This is a genomic window from Aestuarium zhoushanense, from assembly GCF_056431045.1.
Window position 1 is genome coordinate 698962 of record NZ_JBWKMA010000022.1, and the last position, 19434, is coordinate 718395.

General features: G+C 56.4%; 20 protein-coding genes and 1 tRNA gene. 9 read left to right on the top strand and 12 right to left on the bottom strand.

Features of this window, described 5'->3' with window-relative positions; genetic code table 11:
* Positions 1 to 108 precede the first annotated feature (108 nt).
* The 3 genes from AC07ED_RS10910 (at position 109) to AC07ED_RS10920 (ending at position 2706) form a co-directional block, all read left to right on the top strand.
* Positions 109 to 816, top strand: coding sequence for a 2-dehydro-3-deoxygalactonokinase (locus AC07ED_RS10910; protein WP_105235803.1), 708 nt, complete (start codon positions 109 to 111; stop codon positions 814 to 816).
* Complete coding sequence (locus tag AC07ED_RS10915) at positions 813 to 1772, top strand: aldose epimerase family protein (RefSeq protein ID WP_105235804.1); 960 nt, start codon at positions 813 to 815, stop codon at positions 1770 to 1772. Before AC07ED_RS10910 ends, AC07ED_RS10915 begins: the two co-directional genes overlap by 4 nt.
* 118 nt (positions 1773 to 1890) lie before the next feature.
* Positions 1891 to 2706, top strand: coding sequence for a bifunctional allantoicase/(S)-ureidoglycine aminohydrolase (locus tag AC07ED_RS10920; RefSeq protein ID WP_105235805.1), 816 nt, complete (start codon positions 1891 to 1893; stop codon positions 2704 to 2706).
* Here the strand turns inward: AC07ED_RS10920 and cueR are convergent.
* Together cueR and AC07ED_RS10930 are read right to left on the bottom strand one after the other, a co-directional pair.
* Positions 2685 to 3089 (bottom strand): Cu(I)-responsive transcriptional regulator, encoded by a 405-nt coding sequence (gene cueR / locus AC07ED_RS10925; protein ID WP_105235806.1) that lies wholly within the window; start codon positions 3087 to 3089, stop codon positions 2685 to 2687. The two genes, AC07ED_RS10920 and cueR, sit on opposite strands and share 22 nt — an antisense overlap.
* The gene (locus tag AC07ED_RS10930; RefSeq protein ID WP_105235807.1) at positions 3086 to 5518 is read right to left on the bottom strand and encodes a heavy metal translocating P-type ATPase; all 2433 of its coding nucleotides are present in this window, start codon (positions 5516 to 5518) and stop codon (positions 3086 to 3088) included. Before AC07ED_RS10930 ends, cueR begins: the two co-directional genes overlap by 4 nt.
* 121 nt (positions 5519 to 5639) lie before the next feature.
* On the opposite strand from AC07ED_RS10930, the gene AC07ED_RS10935 reads away from it, so the two are divergent.
* Positions 5640 to 5837 (top strand): heavy-metal-associated domain-containing protein, encoded by a 198-nt coding sequence (locus tag AC07ED_RS10935; RefSeq protein ID WP_105235808.1) that lies wholly within the window; start codon positions 5640 to 5642, stop codon positions 5835 to 5837.
* Between the two features lie 102 nt (positions 5838 to 5939).
* Entirely contained in the window at positions 5940 to 6623 is a 684-nt protein-coding gene (locus tag AC07ED_RS10940) for a DUF1045 domain-containing protein (protein WP_105235809.1), read from the top strand.
* 49 nt (positions 6624 to 6672) lie between these two features.
* On the opposite strand, the gene AC07ED_RS10945 is transcribed toward AC07ED_RS10940, so the two are convergent.
* A tRNA-Met gene (locus AC07ED_RS10945) sits at positions 6673 to 6749 on the bottom strand.
* Positions 6750 to 6864: 115 nt separating this feature from the next.
* Positions 6865 to 7812 (bottom strand): hydroxymethylbilane synthase, encoded by a 948-nt coding sequence (gene hemC, locus AC07ED_RS10950; protein WP_105235810.1) that lies wholly within the window; start codon positions 7810 to 7812, stop codon positions 6865 to 6867.
* Between the two features lie 86 nt (positions 7813 to 7898).
* Between hemC and hemE the strand changes: the two genes are divergently transcribed.
* Positions 7899 to 8933, top strand: a complete 1035-nt coding sequence (gene hemE / locus AC07ED_RS10955) for a uroporphyrinogen decarboxylase (protein ID WP_105235811.1) — start codon at positions 7899 to 7901, stop codon at positions 8931 to 8933.
* 51 nt (positions 8934 to 8984) lie between these two features.
* Here the strand turns inward: hemE and AC07ED_RS10960 are convergent, their stop codons facing one another.
* Together AC07ED_RS10960 and hemF are read right to left on the bottom strand one after the other, a co-directional pair.
* Positions 8985 to 9605 (bottom strand): LysE family translocator, encoded by a 621-nt coding sequence (locus tag AC07ED_RS10960; RefSeq protein ID WP_105235812.1) that lies wholly within the window; start codon positions 9603 to 9605, stop codon positions 8985 to 8987.
* Positions 9596 to 10486, bottom strand: coding sequence for an oxygen-dependent coproporphyrinogen oxidase (gene hemF / locus AC07ED_RS10965; protein WP_105235813.1), 891 nt, complete (start codon positions 10484 to 10486; stop codon positions 9596 to 9598). The genes AC07ED_RS10960 and hemF overlap by 10 nt, the downstream gene beginning before the upstream one ends.
* 101 nt (positions 10487 to 10587) lie before the next feature.
* On the opposite strand from hemF, the gene AC07ED_RS10970 reads away from it, so the two are divergent.
* Positions 10588 to 10974: a hypothetical protein gene (locus AC07ED_RS10970; RefSeq protein ID WP_067550185.1), complete on the top strand. Its 387-nt coding sequence runs from the start codon at positions 10588 to 10590 to the stop codon at positions 10972 to 10974.
* Positions 10975 to 10980: 6 nt separating this feature from the next.
* Here the strand turns inward: AC07ED_RS10970 and AC07ED_RS10975 are convergent, their stop codons facing one another.
* From AC07ED_RS10975 to clpS, 3 genes are read right to left on the bottom strand one after another with little or no spacing between them, the layout of a single operon-like run.
* Complete coding sequence (locus AC07ED_RS10975) at positions 10981 to 11787, bottom strand: SDR family NAD(P)-dependent oxidoreductase (RefSeq protein ID WP_105235814.1); 807 nt, start codon at positions 11785 to 11787, stop codon at positions 10981 to 10983.
* 30 nt (positions 11788 to 11817) lie between these two features.
* Complete coding sequence (locus AC07ED_RS10980; RefSeq protein ID WP_105235815.1) at positions 11818 to 12780, bottom strand: class I SAM-dependent methyltransferase; 963 nt, start codon at positions 12778 to 12780, stop codon at positions 11818 to 11820.
* Positions 12781 to 12802: 22 nt separating this feature from the next.
* Entirely contained in the window at positions 12803 to 13123 is a 321-nt protein-coding gene (gene clpS / locus AC07ED_RS10985; RefSeq protein ID WP_435404524.1) for an ATP-dependent Clp protease adapter ClpS, read from the bottom strand.
* Between the two features lie 99 nt (positions 13124 to 13222).
* On the opposite strand from clpS, the gene AC07ED_RS10990 reads away from it, so the two are divergent.
* Complete coding sequence (locus tag AC07ED_RS10990) at positions 13223 to 13912, top strand: HAD family hydrolase (RefSeq protein WP_105235816.1); 690 nt, start codon at positions 13223 to 13225, stop codon at positions 13910 to 13912.
* A gap of 189 nt (positions 13913 to 14101) precedes the next feature.
* Complete coding sequence (locus tag AC07ED_RS10995; protein ID WP_478242191.1) at positions 14102 to 15637, top strand: D-alanyl-D-alanine carboxypeptidase family protein; 1536 nt, start codon at positions 14102 to 14104, stop codon at positions 15635 to 15637.
* Here the strand turns inward: AC07ED_RS10995 and AC07ED_RS11000 are convergent.
* Genes AC07ED_RS11000 through AC07ED_RS11010 form a run of 3 tightly spaced genes read right to left on the bottom strand, consistent with a single transcriptional unit; the run spans position 15634 to position 19427 of the window.
* Positions 15634 to 17229 carry an ABC transporter ATP-binding protein gene (locus AC07ED_RS11000; RefSeq protein ID WP_105235817.1) on the bottom strand — a complete coding sequence of 532 codons (1596 nt, stop codon included), beginning with the start codon at positions 17227 to 17229 and terminating at the stop codon, positions 15634 to 15636. The two genes, AC07ED_RS10995 and AC07ED_RS11000, sit on opposite strands and share 4 nt — an antisense overlap.
* The gene (locus AC07ED_RS11005; RefSeq protein WP_105235818.1) at positions 17226 to 18335 is read right to left on the bottom strand and encodes an ABC transporter permease; all 1110 of its coding nucleotides are present in this window, start codon (positions 18333 to 18335) and stop codon (positions 17226 to 17228) included. The genes AC07ED_RS11000 and AC07ED_RS11005 overlap by 4 nt, the downstream gene beginning before the upstream one ends.
* Positions 18336 to 18338: 3 nt before the next feature.
* Positions 18339 to 19427, bottom strand: coding sequence for a microcin C ABC transporter permease YejB (locus AC07ED_RS11010; protein ID WP_067550196.1), 1089 nt, complete (start codon positions 19425 to 19427; stop codon positions 18339 to 18341).
* Between the last annotated feature and the right edge of the window lie 7 nt (positions 19428 to 19434).

The following is a 19434-nucleotide window of genomic DNA, read 5'->3' on the forward strand; positions in this document are numbered from 1 at the left end:
ATCAAAGTCTGCGGAGCTACCCAAAATCACGCCACGCGGCAAGTAGGTTGAGGCCTACCCTCTTTGCCTTTGAGCCGTTTCATGGTTGAAGAAGGCAAGAGGTGACACATGACTTGGATCGCAATTGACCTGACATCTGGCCGATCGTGGCTGATGAACGATCACATTCCTTTGGCCCAGCGCACGGGCACAACGCCTGAAGCGTTGATCGGCGATTGGCAAGGTCCGCAGGTGATTGCTGGGCTCCCCGATGCAGCGGTGAGCCGTGTGCCATGCAAGGCGTTGCCGCCGTCGGGACAGTTCGGGCCTGTGATTCAGGACAGCCCCGCGCATCGGCTCCCCCACTCGGCAGCAGTCGCAGGGTTTCTGGCCAGTCTGGATGATTGGGACGGTGTGATCTGTTTGGTGTCCACGCAAGTGCACTGGGTCCATGTCAGCGCAGGCGAAATCGTGAGTTTTCAGAGCTCTGTCACACCCGAAACCTTTGCCGCCTTTGCGTCAGGCGCAATGTCGACAGCAACGTTCGACGAAGGTCTGGCCCAAGCGATGGATCGACCAGAACGCATCCTGTCTCATATCGCGTCGGCCCGCATTGCAGAAGGTGACGCTGTGAGCCGAATTTTGGGGCTGCTGGTAGGGGCCGACCTCAAAGGCAGTCGGGCTTATTGGCTCGGTCAGCGCGTTGCCGTGATTGGCGACGGTGTGATCGCTGACGGATATGCCCGCGCCCTGACCGCTCAATCGGTTCCTGTTTTACAGATGCCCGACACAACACTTGCTGGCCTCGTGGCCGCCTACAAAGGACTAGCTCAATGACTTTCGGCACTCTTCCTGATGGACGTACTGTGGACCGGATCACCATTTCGAACGGTGATCTTTCGATCAGCATCCTGACCTATGGCGCAATCGTGCAGGACGTGCGTTTGAAAGGGCATGATTACAACCTAACGCTAGGGTCCGACGACATCAACGACTACCTCACTTCGATGAAGCACTACGGCCCGATCATCGCACCTGTTGGCAATCGGATCAAAGGCGCACGCGCGACCTTTGGCGGGATCGAGCACATGCTGACCCCGAACGAGGGACGCAACATCCTTCACTCTGCCGAAGGGGGCAGCCAGTTCAAGCTTTGGACTGTCGAGGATCAAACACCCGACACCGTCACGCTGACCGTCCTTTGCGCGGATGGCGAAGCTGGTTTTCCCGGCAATCAGCGCGTCATGGCCCATTTCGCCATTTTGCCCGACAACGTCATGCGGATGGAAATTACTGCGACGACGGATGAGTTGAGCATGATCAACATCTGCAATCACAGCTATTGGAACTTGACGGGTGATCCGACCTTTGCGGGTCACAAATTGCAGATCAAGGCGCAGAACTATTTGCCCACAGACGCTGAAAACATTCCAACGGAAGTGACCGAAGTTGAAGGTACCGATTACGATTTCCGCACCCTGCGTGAGGTCGTTCCAGCCAACCCGCCGATTGATCACAACTTCTGCCTATCACGGATCAAACTAGATCTACGCGATGTCGTGACCCTCGAAGGCGGGGATCTTCGGATGACCATCGCGACCGACATGCCAGGGCTTCAGGTCTATGATGGCCGCACGGCATCGAACGCGGGGTTTGCCGATTACGCCGCGCTCGCCTTTGAACCGCAGTACTGGCCGAACGCACCGCATGAACCGTCCTTCCCAAAGATCACCGTCAAAGCGGGCGAGGTTTGGACCCAAGAAGTCGAATGGCGGTTTGAACATCTGGCATAACAAACCTTCATAAAAATTGGGCAGAGCCATAAAAGTTCTCGGGAAAGAGCCGCTTATGATATTATCGGCCTAACGTCGTTTTCTTCGGCGTGGGGTTCGCACAGGTGAAAGTACTTTGATGTCATATGCCTTTCCGTTGGGTGGAATGCCCTCTCTGGATGATGATCCCGCGCAAAACGGTGCTCATTTCACCGAGAGCTACGCGCTGATCCCAGCCGCAACGATGCGGGACATTACCGCCAGCCTTCTGCCTGGGTGGATTGACACACGGTGCTGGATTTTAGCGCGCCCACTTAGCGGCTTTGCCGAAACCTTTGCGCAATATGCAGTCGAGGTCGGACTAAACGGTGGCTCCGACACGCCAGAGCCGAACCGGAATGCAGAGGCGGTGCTGTTCATCGCAGACGGTATTATGGAGCTGATCGTCGCGGGCCAGACCCATATTCTGATGGCCGGTGGATACGCGTACATTCCGCCCCATACGCGCTGGACCTTACGCAATGCGGGCGATGGCCCGCTGAAATTCCACTGGGTCCGCCGCCAATATGTCCATGCGCACGGCTATGATGCGCCAATGCCGTATATCACAAGCGACTATGACACTCCGATCAGTTGGATGTCAGAGACTAAGGATTGGGGAACATCGCGGTTCGTGGATCAAACCGATCTACGCCACGATATGCACGTGAACATCGTGACCTTTACCAAAGGTGGCCGTATCCCCTTTGCGGAAACGCACGTTATGGAACATGGGCTTTATGTTCTACAAGGCACAGCGCGGTATCTACTGAACGAACGCTGGGTTGATGTCGGCCCCGGCGATTTCATGTGGCTGCGCGCGTTTTGCCCGCAGGCTTGCGTCGCGACCAGCAACGAACCATTCCGATACCTGCTCTACAAAGACGTCCACCGTCACCCTGATTTGACGCTCTGATCCGCGGCGAGGCTATCGAGGATTGGACAGTTGGGCCGATCATCACCCGCACAACATGACACGAGATGAGCTAGGGTTTTGCGCATCTCCTTCATTTCGGCAATTCGCTGATCGATCCGTGCAAGGTGGTCGCGCGCAATAGATTTAACCTCTGCGCTTGTGCGGGTCGTATCTTCGTAGAGATGCAGCAAGGTGCGGCATTCTTCGACGGTGAAACCCAGACCACGTGCCCGCCCAATAAACGCAAGTTTGTGAATGTCGGATTCTTCAAATGCACGATAGCCGTTCGCATTGCGATCTGGCTGAACGAGGCCGATATCTTCGTAATAGCGGATCGTTTTCGCGGGCAGGTTGGTTCTAGCCGAGGCTTCTTTGATATTCATCTGCGCACTTTCCGTCCTGCTGAATAGCTACGAAGGCGTAGCGCGTTACTGACCACAAAGACTGACGAAAAAGCCATGGCGCTGGCCCCGAGCATGGGCGACATGAGCATGCCAAATGCGGGATAAAGCACGCCAGCAGCAACGGGGATCAACGCGATGTTATAGGCAAATGCCCAAAAGAGGTTTTGCCGAATGTTTTGCATAACTGCGCGGCTCATCCGAACCGATGCAACAGCACCGCTGAGGTCCCCCCGCATCAGCACAACGTCCGCTGTTTCTACGGCAACGTCTGTCCCCGTGCCCATGGCGACACCGACATCTGCCTGCGCCAAAGCGGGCGCGTCGTTGATCCCGTCGCCAAAGAACGCCACAGGACCGTTCGCTTGGAGATCTTTGACCGCTTCGACTTTGCCTTCAGGAAGCACTTCGGCAACGACCGTATCAATGCCGAGCCGCCGCGCGATGCTCTCTGCGGTGGCGATGTTATCGCCCGTGACCATCGCCACGCGCATCCCGCGTTCTTGAAGCGCAGAAATGGCATCTCTGGCCCCAGCTTTGATAGGGTCCTCAACACCGATAAGAGCGACCATCGCGCCATCCACAGCAACAAAGAACGGGGTCTGGCCTTCTTGGGCGAGGGACGCCGCCCTTGCAGAATACGCAGCGACCGAGACGTTATTTTCAGTCAAGAACCGTTCCGATCCAACCAAAACCCGATGGGTATCAACGATGCCAGAGACGCCTTTCCCTGCGGTCGATTTGAATGACTGGGCGGCAGCCAATTGGACACCATTTGACGTCGCCTCACGCAGAATAGCCCGCGCCATTGGATGTTCGGATTGTGCCTCAACAGAGGCGGCGAACCGAAGTGCTTCACGACGGTTCTGCGCGTAGATTGTGACGACCTGCGGGTGACCTTCGGTTAGTGTGCCGGTCTTATCAAAAGCAACAGTTGTTACCTCGTTCAGGCGCTGCAGAGCATCACCCCGACGGAACAATATGCCCAATTCAGCCGCACGGCCCGTCCCGACCATGATCGAGGTCGGAGTGGCAAGGCCCATTGCGCAAGGACATGCGATGATCAAGACAGAGACCGCCGCGACCACGGCATAAGAAACCCCAGGCCCAGTAATCATCCAGATTATCGCGGTGACCAAAGCAATCAAAATCACAATGGGCACGAAAATGCCTGTGATCCGATCGACCAAGCCTTGGATCGGGAGCTTCGCGACCTGCGCTTGCTCGACCATCTGCACAATCCGCGACAGGACGGTGTTGGCACCAATGGCCCGCACCTCCATGCAGATCGACCCGTCCGTATTCATCGTCCCGCCGATGACCTGATCGCCCAAGGATTTGAGGACGGGAACGGGTTCGCCGGTCAGCATCGATTCATCTAAATACGAACTGCCATCGACGACAATACCATCGACAGGCACCCGCTCCCCTGGGCGAATGCGCACAATGTCCCCGGGAACCAGTTTTTCGACTGAGGTTTGCACCTCACCTTCATCTGTAAGAACACTGGCGGTTGTCGGGCGTAGTTTGACCAAGGCTTCGATCGCAGCGCCCGTCCGCCCCTTTGCCCGCGCCTCGAAAAAGCGCCCTAGTAGGATCAGCGTGATGATCACCATCGACGCCTCAAAATAAACGGCGCGCGCCTCAACGGGCACAAAGCCCGGAGCAAAGGTCACGATCGTTGAATAGAGCCACGCAGCGCCCGCCCCCATAGCGACAAGGCTATTCATATCAGGCGAGCCTTTGAACAAGGCTGGAATACCAAGGCGATAAAACCCCTGCCCCGGACCAGCCATCAGCAAAGTCGCCAAAAGGAACTGGATACGACGGAACATGGACTGTCCGATCACCATATCGACCCAGTGATGGACCTGTGGGAACAAATGCCCACCCATTTCGAGGGCGAAAACGGGCAGCGTCAGAAGCAAAGCCATAGTGAATTGCGACCGAATGGCTGCGGCTTCTTCGGCTTTGCGTTCCGAAACGGCCTTGCGTCCACCAGATGACAGTTGCGTTGGGTAGCCCGCCTTGCCCAACGCATCGAGCACAGGCGTTAAATCGTCCAAGACCGTTTCGATCTGCGCCGTTTCTGTCGCGAGGTTCACCTGAGCCGAGACAATCCCCGCCTGACGGGTCAGCAGTTTTTCAACACGTCCAACGCAGGCCGCACAGGTCATGCCCGACACGTCGAGAGATACGCTTTCTACGCGTGCGGGGTATCCCGCTTGGCCGAGCACCTTTAAAACGGTCGATGGCACGGTGTTGTCCGAGTAGGTAATCGTCGCCGTTTCCTTGGCCAAATTCACCGACACCGTTTCAACGCCATCGGTGCGGCCGAGAATATTCTCGACTCGTGCAACACATGCCGCACATGTCATTCCGCTCACCGCGATGGTCATTTGGCGGGCCATTGGTCACCTTCTTTCCTAGGTCTTGGCTGTATTTAGTGCCTCCAGTAACTGGAAGGTCAATAGCCCCTTGACCTTCCAGCAGGTGGAAGCGCCATCTAATGTGCATAGCATGGAGACTAGAATGAAACTTTACGTTCCCGAAATGAGCTGCGGTCACTGTAAATCATCCATTGGGACAGCGATCGCTGGCCTAGATGGTGCCGCAACCGTCGAATTCGACATGGATGCGCGCAAGATCACAGTCGCGACCGATAAGACCTCTGCCGAAGTCATCGAAGCCCTCGATGTGATCGGATTTGACGCTGAAGCTGCCGACTAAACGGACCGTGAACATCTTTTTGTGCATCGGTTTACACTATAGTCGATGTCATTAAGGTTTCACGCAACTCTGCGAAATCCCCAGTCTAAAAGGGAGTAAGCCATGTCCGATTTCACCCGCTTCGCTATTTACTATGTTCCCCCTGCGGGACCGCTCGAGCAATTCGGCGCAGCTTGGCTGGGATGGGATATCGCGACAGGCAGCGCAGTTCCGCACCCGCCAGTGGACGGCCTCAACCTTGAGGCCGTCACTGAAACACCACGGAAATATGGATTTCACGCGACGCTGAAGCCACCCTTCCGACTGGCTGAGGCGCATGGTGAAGTCGAACTGCAAGCCGCAGTGGCCGACCTCGCGGATGTATTGGCTCCAGTGACGCTCGACGGCCTCAAGCTGAGCCAGATCGGCTCTTTCCTTGCCTTTACGGTCGAAGGATCGCAATCGGGCCTCAATACATTAGCCGCGGCTTGCGTTCGCGAACTCGACCACTTCCGCGCTCCAGCTAGAGCGTCAGAGATCGAACGGCGCAAGGCGGCAGGATTAACCAACAGACAGACAGAGCTATTGATGCAATGGGGCTATCCCTATGTCATGGAGGAATTCAAATTCCACATGACGCTCTCAGGCAAACTAGACCCAGAAACAGCGACACGTTCGATGGCCGCTATCGAAGCGCTGAGCCTCGGCGCACTCCCCCGCCCGTTCATCATCGACGCCATCGCACTGGTCGGCGAGCGCCCTGACGGTCAGTTTGAAACCATTCGCCGCTATAGCCTGAACGGTTAACGGCTTACCCGATCACTTTTCGGCAATTTCCATTTATATCTGGGGGATATGGTGGCGGTGCAGGGACTCGAACCCCGGACACAAGGATTATGATTCCTCTGCTCTAACCAACTGAGCTACACCGCCGAAAGTGCGGGCGGAATATTATTGGCTGGGGTCCGCGTCAAGAGGCAAAGCCAGCTTTTTTCATTCCGACCGACGAAAAAACAAAGCCGCCATTTTTGGCGGCCTTGAAACTCTATTAAAAGAAGCGTCCGCCTGCCCTATCGAGCAAGGTTTTAGCCAAGGCTTGGCCCAAAGCGGGGCCTTCGCTGATCAGACCAGAGACTTCATCGCTCAGGGATTCCGAACCGTCGATGCGCAAAATCTCTCCGCGAAGGCGCAGAGTGTCGCCCTGTAGTTCTGCCAAACCGCCAATGGGTGTTTCACACGACCCATCCAGAGCCGCTAGAAACGCCCGCTCAGCAGCGAGTCGCTGCCCTGTCGGGGTGTGGTGGATCGCAGCCAGCATCATAGCTGCACGTTCATCATCTACGCGGCGTTCGATCCCGATTGCACCCTGCGCAACGGCGGGCAGCATTTCTTCCACTTCGATGGCCACTCGCGGCACATCGGTCATGTTCAAACGATTGAGCCCAGCCATCGCGAGGAAAGTCGCGTCCGCAACACCATCGCCCAGTTTTTTCAGACGAGTCTGAACGTTACCACGAAATTCCACGATTTTCAGATCGGGACGGCGATTCAGAAGCTGTGCTTTACGGCGCAGGGACGACGTCCCAACCACGGCACCTTCGGGCAGAGCGGCCAAGCCACCCTCTTTCAACGACACAAAGGCGTCACGCACATCTTCACGCGGGAGATAACAATCGAGCACAAGACCATCAGGCTGTGCGACTGGCATGTCTTTCATCGAATGAACCGCGATATCGATCCGACCATACAACATGGCCTCTTCGATTTCTTTGGTAAACAGACCCTTATTGCCGATTTCCTTGAGCGGACGATCCGCATCGATCATCGAACGATCATCGCCTGTAGTCTTAATCACAACGATCTCAAAGGCACCCTCGGGCAGATCAAAGGCCGCCATCAAACGGTCGCGGGTTTCGTAGGCTTGCGCCAGCGCCAGTGGCGAACCACGGGTTCCGATCATAAGCGGTTCAGCGGGTGTGGGCAAAATCATGGTCATATGCGCTTTCTAGCCGCGCCTTTGCGTGCCAGCAATGGCTTGACTTGCCCTGCGTCATTGGCGACCAACCACGGGAACGAAAAGGAATGACCATGACAAAGACGATCTTGCGCGCTCTTGCCGGTGAAAAACTGCCTACCCCGCCGATTTGGATGATGCGGCAAGCAGGACGGTATCTCCCTGAATATCGCGCAACCCGCGCGCAAGCAGGGGATTTCCTGTCACTTTGCTACAATTCGGAACTCGCCGCAGAGGTCACTTTGCAACCGATCCGCCGTTACGGGTTCGATGCAGCGATTCTTTTTGCAGACATTTTGCTTTTGCCGCAGGCCTTGGGCGTCGATCTTTGGTTTGAAACGGGCGAAGGCCCGCGAATGACAACGGTCACGACACCTGCGGAACTCAAGGCGCTCAAGCCGATTGATCAGATCGATGAAGTTCTGAACCCTGTTTACGAAACGGTCAAAATCCTCTCGCGTGAATTGCCCAAGGAAACGACGCTGATCGGTTTCGCTGGCGCACCATGGACCGTTGCGACCTATATGATCGCAGGCCGCGGGACGCCGGATCAGGGCCCTGCACACGCTTTGAAAGCCGCCGACCGCGCGACCTTTGCGGCGCTCATCGACCTTCTGACAGATGCAACCATCGAATATCTGTCCAAACAGGTCGTCGCAGGGGCAGAGGTCGTTAAGATTTTCGACAGTTGGGCTGGTAGCCTTCAGGGTCAGGACTTCTACGATTTCGCGGTTGAACCCGCCCGACGGATCACCGCAGCGCTGAAAAACCGCTACCCTGATTTGCCCGTCATCGCCTTCCCGCGTGGTGCCGGTGAACGCTATGAGGGGCTGCACGAAAAGATCGGCGCCGATTGTATTGCGCTCGACGACGGCGTGTCGCCCGAATGGGCGGCAACTCACGTGCAAACCGGCGGCTGCGTTCAAGGCAACCTCGCCTCTCATCACATGGTAACGGGTGGCGACGACCTGATCCGCGAAACGCGTAAAGTTGTGGATGCGCTGTCTAATGGTCCGCACATCTTTAACCTCGGTCACGGGATCACGCCTGATGCGAGCCCTGACAACGTTCAATTGATGATCGATACCGTGCGCGGTGCGTAACCTGATCGTTAGAGATTTTATAAACGGGGACCTTCGGGTCCCCGTTTTGCCTTAGCCCCGCGTTTTCCACGCAAACCAAAACGCGACCAAGGCCAGAGCGACCGACAAGACTCGCCGCAGGACCAACCTTTTTCTCGGGTTTTCGAGAAGGGTCTGTGCCGTCCCTGCCAAGCCGACAATCGCCGCATGGATCGCCGTGGCGACGACCACATAGACAATTGATAGCGTAACTGTCTGCGACGTCACCGCGACGCCATCGACGACGAAACCTGGCAAAACGGCGATGTAGAATACGGCTGCCTTTGGGTTCAAAAGGTTTGTGATCAGACCGCGCCGAAAGAACAACACCAACGGCGAGCCGAGCGCGGCGTGTTCGATCTCTTCATCAGAATCGCGCCAACCGTCATAGGCCAACCAGAGCAGATAGAGCACTCCGCCCCAGCGTAGGGTTTGATACAGAACGGGCGAGGCATTGATCATAGCCCCGACGCCCAGCGCCGCCGCGATCCCGACCAAGGCCAACCCCAGCGCAACACCTGCCACAGCCGCGAAACCATAACGCCGCCCTTCACAGGCCGCGACAACGGCAAGATAGGCCATGTTCGGCCCAGGCGTCAGTTCGATCAAGAACGACGCTAGGGCAAATTGCAGGATCGACTGGGTTAGATCCATTTCGCCATCGGAGGTAGGCTCATCAGAACCGCGTTAGCATCGTGACCAGTGGCGAGACCGAATTTGGTGCCACGATCGTAAACAAGATTATACTCGGCATAGAGGCCACGGTGGATCAGCTGCGTGTCCTTATCCGCCTCGGTCCACGGCGTGTTGCGCCGTTTTTCGGTCACCGGAAGATACGCAGGCAAAAACGCACGACCGATGTCTTGGGTCAGGGCGAAATCTACTTCCCAATCACCAGAATTGCGGTCGTCCATAAAGATACCGCCAACACCACGTGCGCGACCACGGTGCGGAACGTAGAAATACTCATCCGCCCAAGCCTTTAGTTCGGGGTAGAGGTGGTCGCCATGCGGGTCGAGATGCTGCTTTTGCACGTCGTGGAAATGCTGGGTGTCCTCGGAATATTCGATGCATGGGTTAAGGTCCGAGCCACCACCAAACCACCACGCAGCTGGGGTCCAGAACATACGGGTATTCATATGGACAGCGGGAGCATGCGGGTTCTGCATATGCGCCACGAGCGAAATGCCAGACGCCCAGAACCGCGGGTCTTCTTCGACACCGGGAACGCCACGAGCTGCCATCGATTTTTGCGCGGCTACGCCCAGCGACCCGTAAACGGTTGAGACATTCACGCCGACTTTTTCGAACACACGACCACCGCGCATCACGCTCATAAGACCGCCGCCAGCATCCTCGCCTGCGTCGCCCTGACGTTTCGTTTCCGTGACTTCAAAACGGCCAGCAGGTAGCGAAGCCGTCGGGCCTTCTGTCTGGGTGTCTTCAAGGTTTTCAAAAGCCGCGACGATGTCGTCTCTTAATTGACGGAACCATGCGGATGCGCGTGCTTTTTCATCAGCCATTTGCTCTGTCATCGGGACACCTTTCGTCGTGCTATTGAATATCACTCGGCCATAGCATTGATATGAGGGCGAAACCACACCGCAGATGTGTGACCAATTGACGGAGATTCGATATGCGTGCTGCCCTGATCCTTTTGCCACTCGTTGCCTTGGCAGCTTGTGGCACACCTCGCGAACGTTGCATCAACGAGGTGACCTCGAACCAGCGCACGCTGAACGCCCTGATCGCTGAAACCCAAGCAAACATTGATCGCGGCTATGCGCTCGCTGAACGGTCCGAAGTTGTGACGATTGATCGGACTTGCACGCAAACGCTCGAGTCTGGCGAACAGGTTCGTTTCCCCTGCGACGAAGTGATGACCCGCGAATACAAAGTACCTGTGGCGATTGATCTGAACGCAGAACAGGCAAAGCTTCAGTCGCTGCTCCAACGCCGCGAGGCGATGGCCTCAACCGTTCAAGACGGCATCAACCAGTGCGTCGCGATTCACCCTGAATAAACGGGTTTAGTGGGCGGCGCATCCGACGGGATCGATCAGGGTGCGCCCACCGTCCACGGTGATAATCTGACCCGTGACAAAGCCAGACGCCTCGCACGCGAGATATTGAACAGCATCGCAAACCTCAGAGGCGCTCGCGATGCGGTTCAGCGGCGTGTGACACAGGATGTCTTCGCGGTATCCATCATGCTCTTTCAACGCACCCTTTAGGCTCGCGCTCATAACGCTGCCGAACGCGACAGAGTTAACGCGGATACGATGCGGAGCCAGCGCAACAGCCAGCGACCGTGTCATTTGGTCAGCCGCAGCCGTCGATACCGAATAGGCCAAAAGATCAGGATGGGTGCGCCGCGCAGCAATGGACGACAAGTTGATGATCGCGCCGACTTGCGGTTTATCCTGTCCTTCTGCCAGTTTCACCATCCGGCGCGCTGCCGCCTGCGACAACCGCAGACCCGCGAGCATGTTCTGCTCTAGCAACATCGAAACGCTGTCATCATCAGGGTTGAGCGGGTCCGTCAGGACGATCTGACGGGCCGCATTCACGAGGATATCGATCTGTTCAAACGCATCCACTGTCGCGGAGAGCAGGTTCTTGATCGTCAGCTTCTTACGAAGATCACCCGCAAAGATACGGGCAGGCCCGCTGTCAGCCTCGATCTCCACGCCGATCTCGCGCTGAAGCGCGGCTTCGTCCATGTCCGCGAACACCACATTCGCGCCCTGTTCGATGAAATGCCGTCCGATTGCCAAACCGACGCCATTTGCAGCGCCCGTCACAATCGCGGTTTTACCTTCGATGGAAAAAGACATTGGACTCTCCCGAGTGTCGACTGTCAGAGCTTAGCGGATTGGGCGGAAAGCGTGGAACAATTTAAATGCACCATCGCCGCCGATCTCTTTGACTTCTTTGAAATGGTCATTGAGCGCAGCCTCATAAGGCAGGTGTCGGTTCGCAACCATCCACAAGTGCCCAGAGGTCGTGAGGTTCCGCGCGGCATTGGCGATAAAGGCACGGCCCAATGTCGGGCTTCCTTCGCGGCCAATGTGGAAGGGCGGGTTCATGACGATGCCACCATAACTGTCGGGCGCCTTCCATGTAGTGGCATCCACCCAATGGAACGCCGCACGATCATCAGGCACATTGAGACGCGCACAATCGAGGGCGACTTTTTCCGCCTCAATCAGATCGATGCTCTCAACCCCTTCGCGTTTCAGAACCGTGTCAGACAGATAGCCCCAGCCTGCGCCAAAATCGGCCATCCGTTTGGGCAATTTATCAGGCAAAGCAGAGGCAAGCAGTTTCGAGCCGCGATCCACCTGACCATCAGAGAACACACCTGCGCTGGTATAGAACCCGTTCTCGCCTTTGATCGGATCGCCCAGCGCCCAATCTGCGAATTGGTTTTCGCCGCCGAACCAGAACAGGCGGCCATGCGATTTGGTCACGCTTGGCAGATCGCCCAGCGCCTTGCGGCATTCTTTGAACAGACTATCGGTCCCATCGGTCTTCTGACCGTCGATCAGAACCAAGGACGATTTCGCAGCCTCAGCAACCATCGCACGCGCCAGAGCCTTGGCCCGCGGCACAACGACAATCGTTACAGGCGCCTCAACTGGATCGAGGCTATAGCCCGCTCCTGACCACGAAACCGCATCTGGCTTGAACCCTGTATCAATCCACAGGTTTTCACGAGCGAACATCGACAAATCGTAATCCGCCGCGGGACGCATGACGCGAATTGGACCTTCGGGCAGGACGATGAGCCCATCATTCAGGGCAGTAGCTAATCTGGATTTGGACATCTGTGAACGGTGACGCGGGGCGTCACTCTTTCTCCATTGTGCATTGCAACGGGTGCTGATGACGCTGCGCGAAATCCATCACTTGCGTCACTTTGGTTTCAGCAATTTCGTAGGAATAGACGCCGACGACGGCGACGCCTTTTTTGTGAACGGTGAGCATCAATTCGAACGCTTGGGCATGGTTCATACCAAAGAAACGTTCCAACACGTGCACGACGAATTCCATCGGCGTGTAGTCGTCGTTCAGGATGAGCACCTTATACAACGGCGGACGCTTGGTCTTGGGCCGCACGTCAAGTTTGACGCCGATATCATTATCGTCGTCATTCCCCTCGGCCATCATAAAGAAGTCAGTTCGCTTCATGCGCTCACTAGTCGTAACTGTCCGCTGCGTTATATAATCTTATTGGGGCCTAAGAAAACCCCCAGCAGGAGCTAAGGCATGCCACACCGTTGGACGATCGCATTCGACGCAGATGATACCCTTTGGCACAACGAAAAATTCTTTCAAATGAGTCAGAACCGATTTGCCGAATTGCTGGCAGATTATGTTGATCCTCATGACCTTCGGGCGCGGCTTTTGGCGGCGGAGCGGCGTAATTTGCGGTTCTATGGGTATGGGATCAAAGGGTTCACCCTTTCGATGATCGAAACCGCTCTTGCTGTGACCGATGCAAAACTACCAGGGCATATCACTTTGGCGCTGATCGATATGGGGCGCGATATGCTGGCGCATCCGATCAATTTGCTGCCTCACGTTGAGAAGGTGATCCCCGAACTGGCAAATTCAACGCAGATCGTCCTAATCACCAAAGGCGATCTCTTGGATCAAGAGCGCAAGCTCGCCCAATCCAACCTTGGGGACTACTTCTCGTCCGTCGAAATTGTCAGCGACAAGACCGCCGCCGTGTATCAACGTATTTTTGCACGATTTGAGACCCCTCGCGTCATGATGGTCGGCAATTCGTTGAAGTCCGACATTATCCCCGCGATCGAGGCAGGTGGCTGGGGAATTTACGTCCCACACGAGCTGACGTGGGAATTAGAACACGCCGAAGAGCCTGAACACGCCCGATATCACCGACTCGAAAGTCTGGGCGACCTACCCAAGTTGATAGCCGAACTCGCCTGACGCGCCGCCCCATTTCCGCCACAATCGCCGATATAGCGGATTACCAATTATCGACCACCAGATATGGCGTTGCAGTTCAACCACCCGATGAAAGTGCTTTGAAATAAGGTGTTTTCGGCTGAATCCGACCGTGTTACTGTCTCCTCAATTAATAAGGCATCCAGCGTCAGATTGGAGCCATGAGGCAGTATGAGGCAAACCGTGGCAGGTCGTCCGAAATTTCGGGCCCTAATGGGTCTATTCGTGTCAGTCGCATTGGTCTTTGCGATGTGGGTTCCGCAGACTGCTGTGGCAGGCCCTGGTGCAACCTATGTGATGGACGCGCGCACTGGCGAAGTGATCCAGTCCTATAACGCTGACACACCGCTTCACCCAGCCTCACTCACCAAAATGATGACCCTCTACATCGCGTTCCAAGCCATCGAACGCGGAGAGATCAGCCCCGACACGATGGTCAAAATCACGTCTGAGGCTGCAGCAGAACCGCCCAGCAAGCTCGGTCTGCGCACGGGTCAGGAAATCCGACTTCGGTATTTGATCCGCGCTGCGGCTGTGAAGTCTGCAAACGATGCGGCGACTGCGATCGGTATCGCGCTCGAAGGGTCCGAAGCAGCCTTTGCGCGTCGAATGAACCGTATGGCGCAATCGATGGGCATGTCGCGGTCGTCATTCCGCAATGCGAACGGTCTCACTCAGAACGGTCACATGTCCACCGCGCACGACATGGCTATTCTTGGCCGTCACCTCGTCTACGATTTCCCGCAGTATTATAACATCTTCTCGCGCCGCTCGACCGACGCTGGCATGGCAGAAGTGTATAACACCAACCGCCGTTTCCTGAATGCTTACGAGGGCGCGGACGGTATTAAGACCGGCTTTACCAGCGCTGCTGGCTACAACCTTGTCGCTTCTGCACAGCGTGGCAACGTGCGCATTATTGCATCCGTCTTTGGCGCGTCCTCTGTCGCCGCACGCAACGCGCGGGCTGCAGAACTGCTGGACATGGGCTTTGCTCAAGCGCCGCGTAACGCACGCATCCAACGCCCACCCCTGCCCGCCTATCAGCCTGGTAGCAGCTCGAATGATGAGCCGCAAATGATCGCCGCGAACGTGACCGATGTTCCAGGCGCAGCGGGCCGCACCATTCGCGTAACCGGTGCCGTGACATCCAGCCCACGTCCGACCCCGCGCCCAGTATCCGAGCAAGCGGTTGTGGCCGTTGTCGCAGACGCCGCGGACATCGAGAACGCTCTAGCTGCCGCGATGGAAGTCGCCACGATCGAACCTGTGGCTGAAGTCATCGAAGAAGCCCCACAAGTCGTCGTTGCCCAATCGGTCCCGCGTCCCGAAGCACGCCCCGCAGCCTTTATCCAAGCCTCTGCTCCAGTTGAAATCGAAGAGGTCGTCACTGATCCCGCCGATGTTGCCGTCGCTGTGGCTGCTGCAACGGGTCCCGAAGTCGTCACCCGTGTCTCCACATCTGGCGGGCGTCACTGGGGCATCAACGTAGGTCGTTTTGGATCGCGCTATGAAGCGGAACGTATTCTCGTTCGCGTTGCTCTGAACGAAATGGCGACCCTAGATGGATCGCTGCGCCGCGTGGTGCAAAGCCCCCGTGGGTTCGACGCCAACTTTATGGGCATGTCACGCGAAACGGCTGAACTCGCCTGTCGTCGCCTACAAGCACGTGGTCAAAACTGCTTTATGATCGGCAGCGAAGGTTAGGTCGCTGCCCGACCTTCAAAGGCAGCAGCCATGAGCGCACTGGTGTAGTCCGACTGCGGAGCGTCAAAGATTTGCGCCGCAATGCCTGCCTCTACAACATCGCCAGCACGCATCACCATGATCTTGTGGGACAATGCACGCACGACCTTGAGGTCGTGGCTGATGAACAAATAGGCCAGCCCGTGCTTGCGCTGTAGGTCGCGCAACAGGTCGACGATTTGCACCTGCACCGTCATATCCAACGCAGAGGTCGGTTCGTCCAGGACCACAAGTTTCGGCCGCAAGATCATCGCCCGTGCAATTGCGATACGCTGCCGTTGACCACCCGAAAATTCGTGCGGATATCGGTGCATCATCTCAGGGTCCAACCCAACCTCAGCCATGATCTCAGCAACCATCTCGCGCGGGCTTTGACCGCGTTCGACACCGTGTACGGTTAGACCCTCGGCGATGATTTGTTCGACGGTCATACGCGGCGAGAGAGAGCCAAAGGGGTCTTGGAACACGATCTGCATGCCGCTGCGCAAGGGCCGCATGTGCTTCTGGTTCAACCCATCAACAGCCTGACCCATGAACACAATCCGCCCTTCAGATCGGATCAATCGCATGATTGCGAGAGCGAGCGTCGTTTTCCCCGATCCTGATTCACCCACGATCCCCAATGTTTCGCCCGCATGGACGGTTAGGGTCGCATCGTTCACAGCTTTGACGTAGCCCGTGGTGCGCCGCATCAATCCGCGTTTGATCGGGAACCATATCTTGAGGTTTTGGGTCTCTGCAATGACAGGCGCGTTCTCTGGCACAGGCGCTGGCTCACCAGCCGCCTCAGCCGCCAAGAGCATCTGAGTGTAGGGATGCTGCGGATTGCTGAAAATCTCAGCCGTCGGCCCGGTCTCAACGATCTCACCGTCTTTCATCACACAGACCTTGTCCGCGATCTTTCGAACGATCGTCAGGTCATGCGTGATAAAGAGCATCGCCATGCCCTCTTTGCGCTTTAGGTCCTCCATCAGGTCGAGGATCTGCGCCTGAATGGTCACGTCCAACGCAGTCGTTGGTTCGTCAGCGATCAGCAGGTCAGGCCCGTTGGCTAGCGCCATCGCAATCATGACCCTCTGTCGCTGCCCCCCCGAAAGCTCGTGCGGATAGCTCGTCAATCGCGACTCGGCATCGCGGATACCCACACGGTCGAGCAACTCGATGATGCGGTCGCGCACCTTTGGACCACGCAAACCTTGGTGCAATTCGATGGACTCGCCCAATTGCTTTTCAATCGTGTGCAGCGGGTTGAGCGATGTCATCGGCTCTTGGAAAATGAAACTGATGTCATTGCCCCGCACGCGGCGCAGAGTGGCGTCTGATGCGCCCACCATTTCTTCGCCGTTATAGCGGATCGACCCCGACACCTGAGCACTATCCGCCAACAGGTCTACCGTCGACAAAGCCGTCACCGATTTGCCAGAACCCGACTCACCGACCAGTGCGACGGTTTCACCCTTTTCGACGGTAAAGGACACGCCACGGACAGCCCGCGTTGTTTGGCTGTCCTGTCGGAAATCGACGCAGAGGTTTGTGACCTCGAGCAAACTCATGAGAAGGTCTTTCGCGGGTCAAAGGCATCGCGCACGCCCTCGAAGATAAACACGAGGAGCGAAAGCATAAATGCAAAGGTAAAGAACGCCGTAAAGCCAAGCCACGGCGCCTGAAGGTTGCGTTTTGCCTGAAGGGTCAAGTCACCTAACGACGGCGCCGACGATGGCAGGCCAAAGCCTAGAAAATCGAGGCTGGCCAGCGTCGCGATTGCACCCGTGACCAAGAACGGCAACATCGTCACGGTCGCCACCATCGCATTGGGGAGCACGTGGCGGAACATGATTGTCCTGTCACCGACCCCAAGCGCACGCGCGGCACGCACGTATTCGAAATTGCGGGCACGGAGAAACTCAGCCCGTACGACACCGACCAAGGCAGGCCAACCGAACAGCACGGTAATAAAGACCAAGAGCCAGAAGGATTTTCCCAATATGGCGACAAGGATGATCATCACATAGAGCGACGGCATCCCGCCCCAAATTTCAATGAACCGCTGAAAACCAAGGTCGACCCAGCCGCCGAAGTATCCTTGGACCGCGCCAGCAACGATACCGATGACTGAGGATACGCCAACGACCATCATTGCGAAAAAGATCGACAGTCGGAAACCATAGATCACGCGTGCCAGAACGTCGCGTTTAGTATCGTCTGTGCCCAAGAGGTTCGTGTCCGATGGAGGTGCAGGAGCGACGCCACGCACATCGACAATCGTATCGTAGGAATAAGGGATGACGGGCCAGACCATCCAACCCTTGGCGAAATCCTCAACCTCAGGTGTGCCGCCCGTCGTTACGGTGTCGTAGATGCCTTCTGGGTCATCAAAACACTCCACCGCGCCGCCAGACACGATCAGGCATTTCACCTCGATTGAGGAATAAATGGCCTCAGTCGCGAAATCGCCGCCGAAGTCCTTCTCCGAATAGAACGACAAAACGGGGCTGCGCAGTTCGCCACGGTAGCTAACAAGGATCGGTTTATCGTTGGCGATGAACTCGGCAAAAAGGCTGAGAATGAAACATGCACCTAGGATGATCAGAGACCAAACCGCACGACGGTTTCGTTTGAAGTTGCGCCAGCGCCGCTGATTGAGTGGAGACAGACGCATGCCCTACCCCCTGCTTTCGAAATCGATCCGCGGATCGATAAACACGTAGGTGATGTCGGTGATAATCCCGACGACCAGCCCCATCAGCGAAAACGCATAAAGCGTCCCAAAGACCACGGGATAATCCCGCGCAATCGCCGCCTCGTAACCCATCCGCCCCAACCCATCGAGGCTGAACAGCGTTTCGATAATCACCGAACCACCAAAGAACACCGCGACGAAAAGCGCTGGAAACCCAGAGATCACGATCAGCATCGCGTTTCGGAACACATGGCCATAGAGGACGCGGTTTTCCGTCAGCCCTTTGGCCCGAGCGGTCATTACGTATTGCTTTTTGATCTCATCAAGGAAGCTGTTTTTGGTCAGCAAGGTCAGCGTCGCAAAGGCCGAAATCGTTGAGGCCAGCACGGGCAACGTGATGTGCCAAAGGTAGTCAATAACCTTGCCCCACATGGTCAGTTCTTCCCAGTTTGAACTAGTGAGGCCGCGCAATGGGAATATCCGCCAATAACTACCGCCCGCGAAAAGAACGATCAGGAGGATTGCAAAGAGGAAGCCTGGGATCGCGTAGGCCACGATGATGGCCCCAGAAGTCCACGTATCGAACTGCGATCCGTCTTTGATCGCTTTGCGGATGCCCAATGGGATCGACACAAGGTAAGCAATGATCGTCGACCAAAGACCAAGTGTGATCGAAACGGGCATCTTTTCCAGAACAAGATCGAGCACCGAAATTTTGCGAAAATAGCTCTCCCCGAAATCAAAGCGGACGTAGTTCCACATCATGTTCAGGAACCGCTCAAGAGGTGGCTTATCGAACCCAAATCGCTTTTCCAATTCAGCGAGGTAGCGTGGATCTAGCCCCTGCGCACCCGGATAGGCGCCTTGGAGTTCGACACCCGCGCTTTGGAATTCGGCATCCCCTGCCCCGCCAGAGATGTTTTCGAACACATCCCCATTGCCCTGCATCCGCGCGATGACCTGCTCAATCGGACCACCCGGCATGAATTGGATGATCGCAAAATTGAGGATCATAATCCCGAGCAGCGTCGGGATCACGAGCAGCAATCTGCGAAGTATATAAGCGCCCATCTACCTG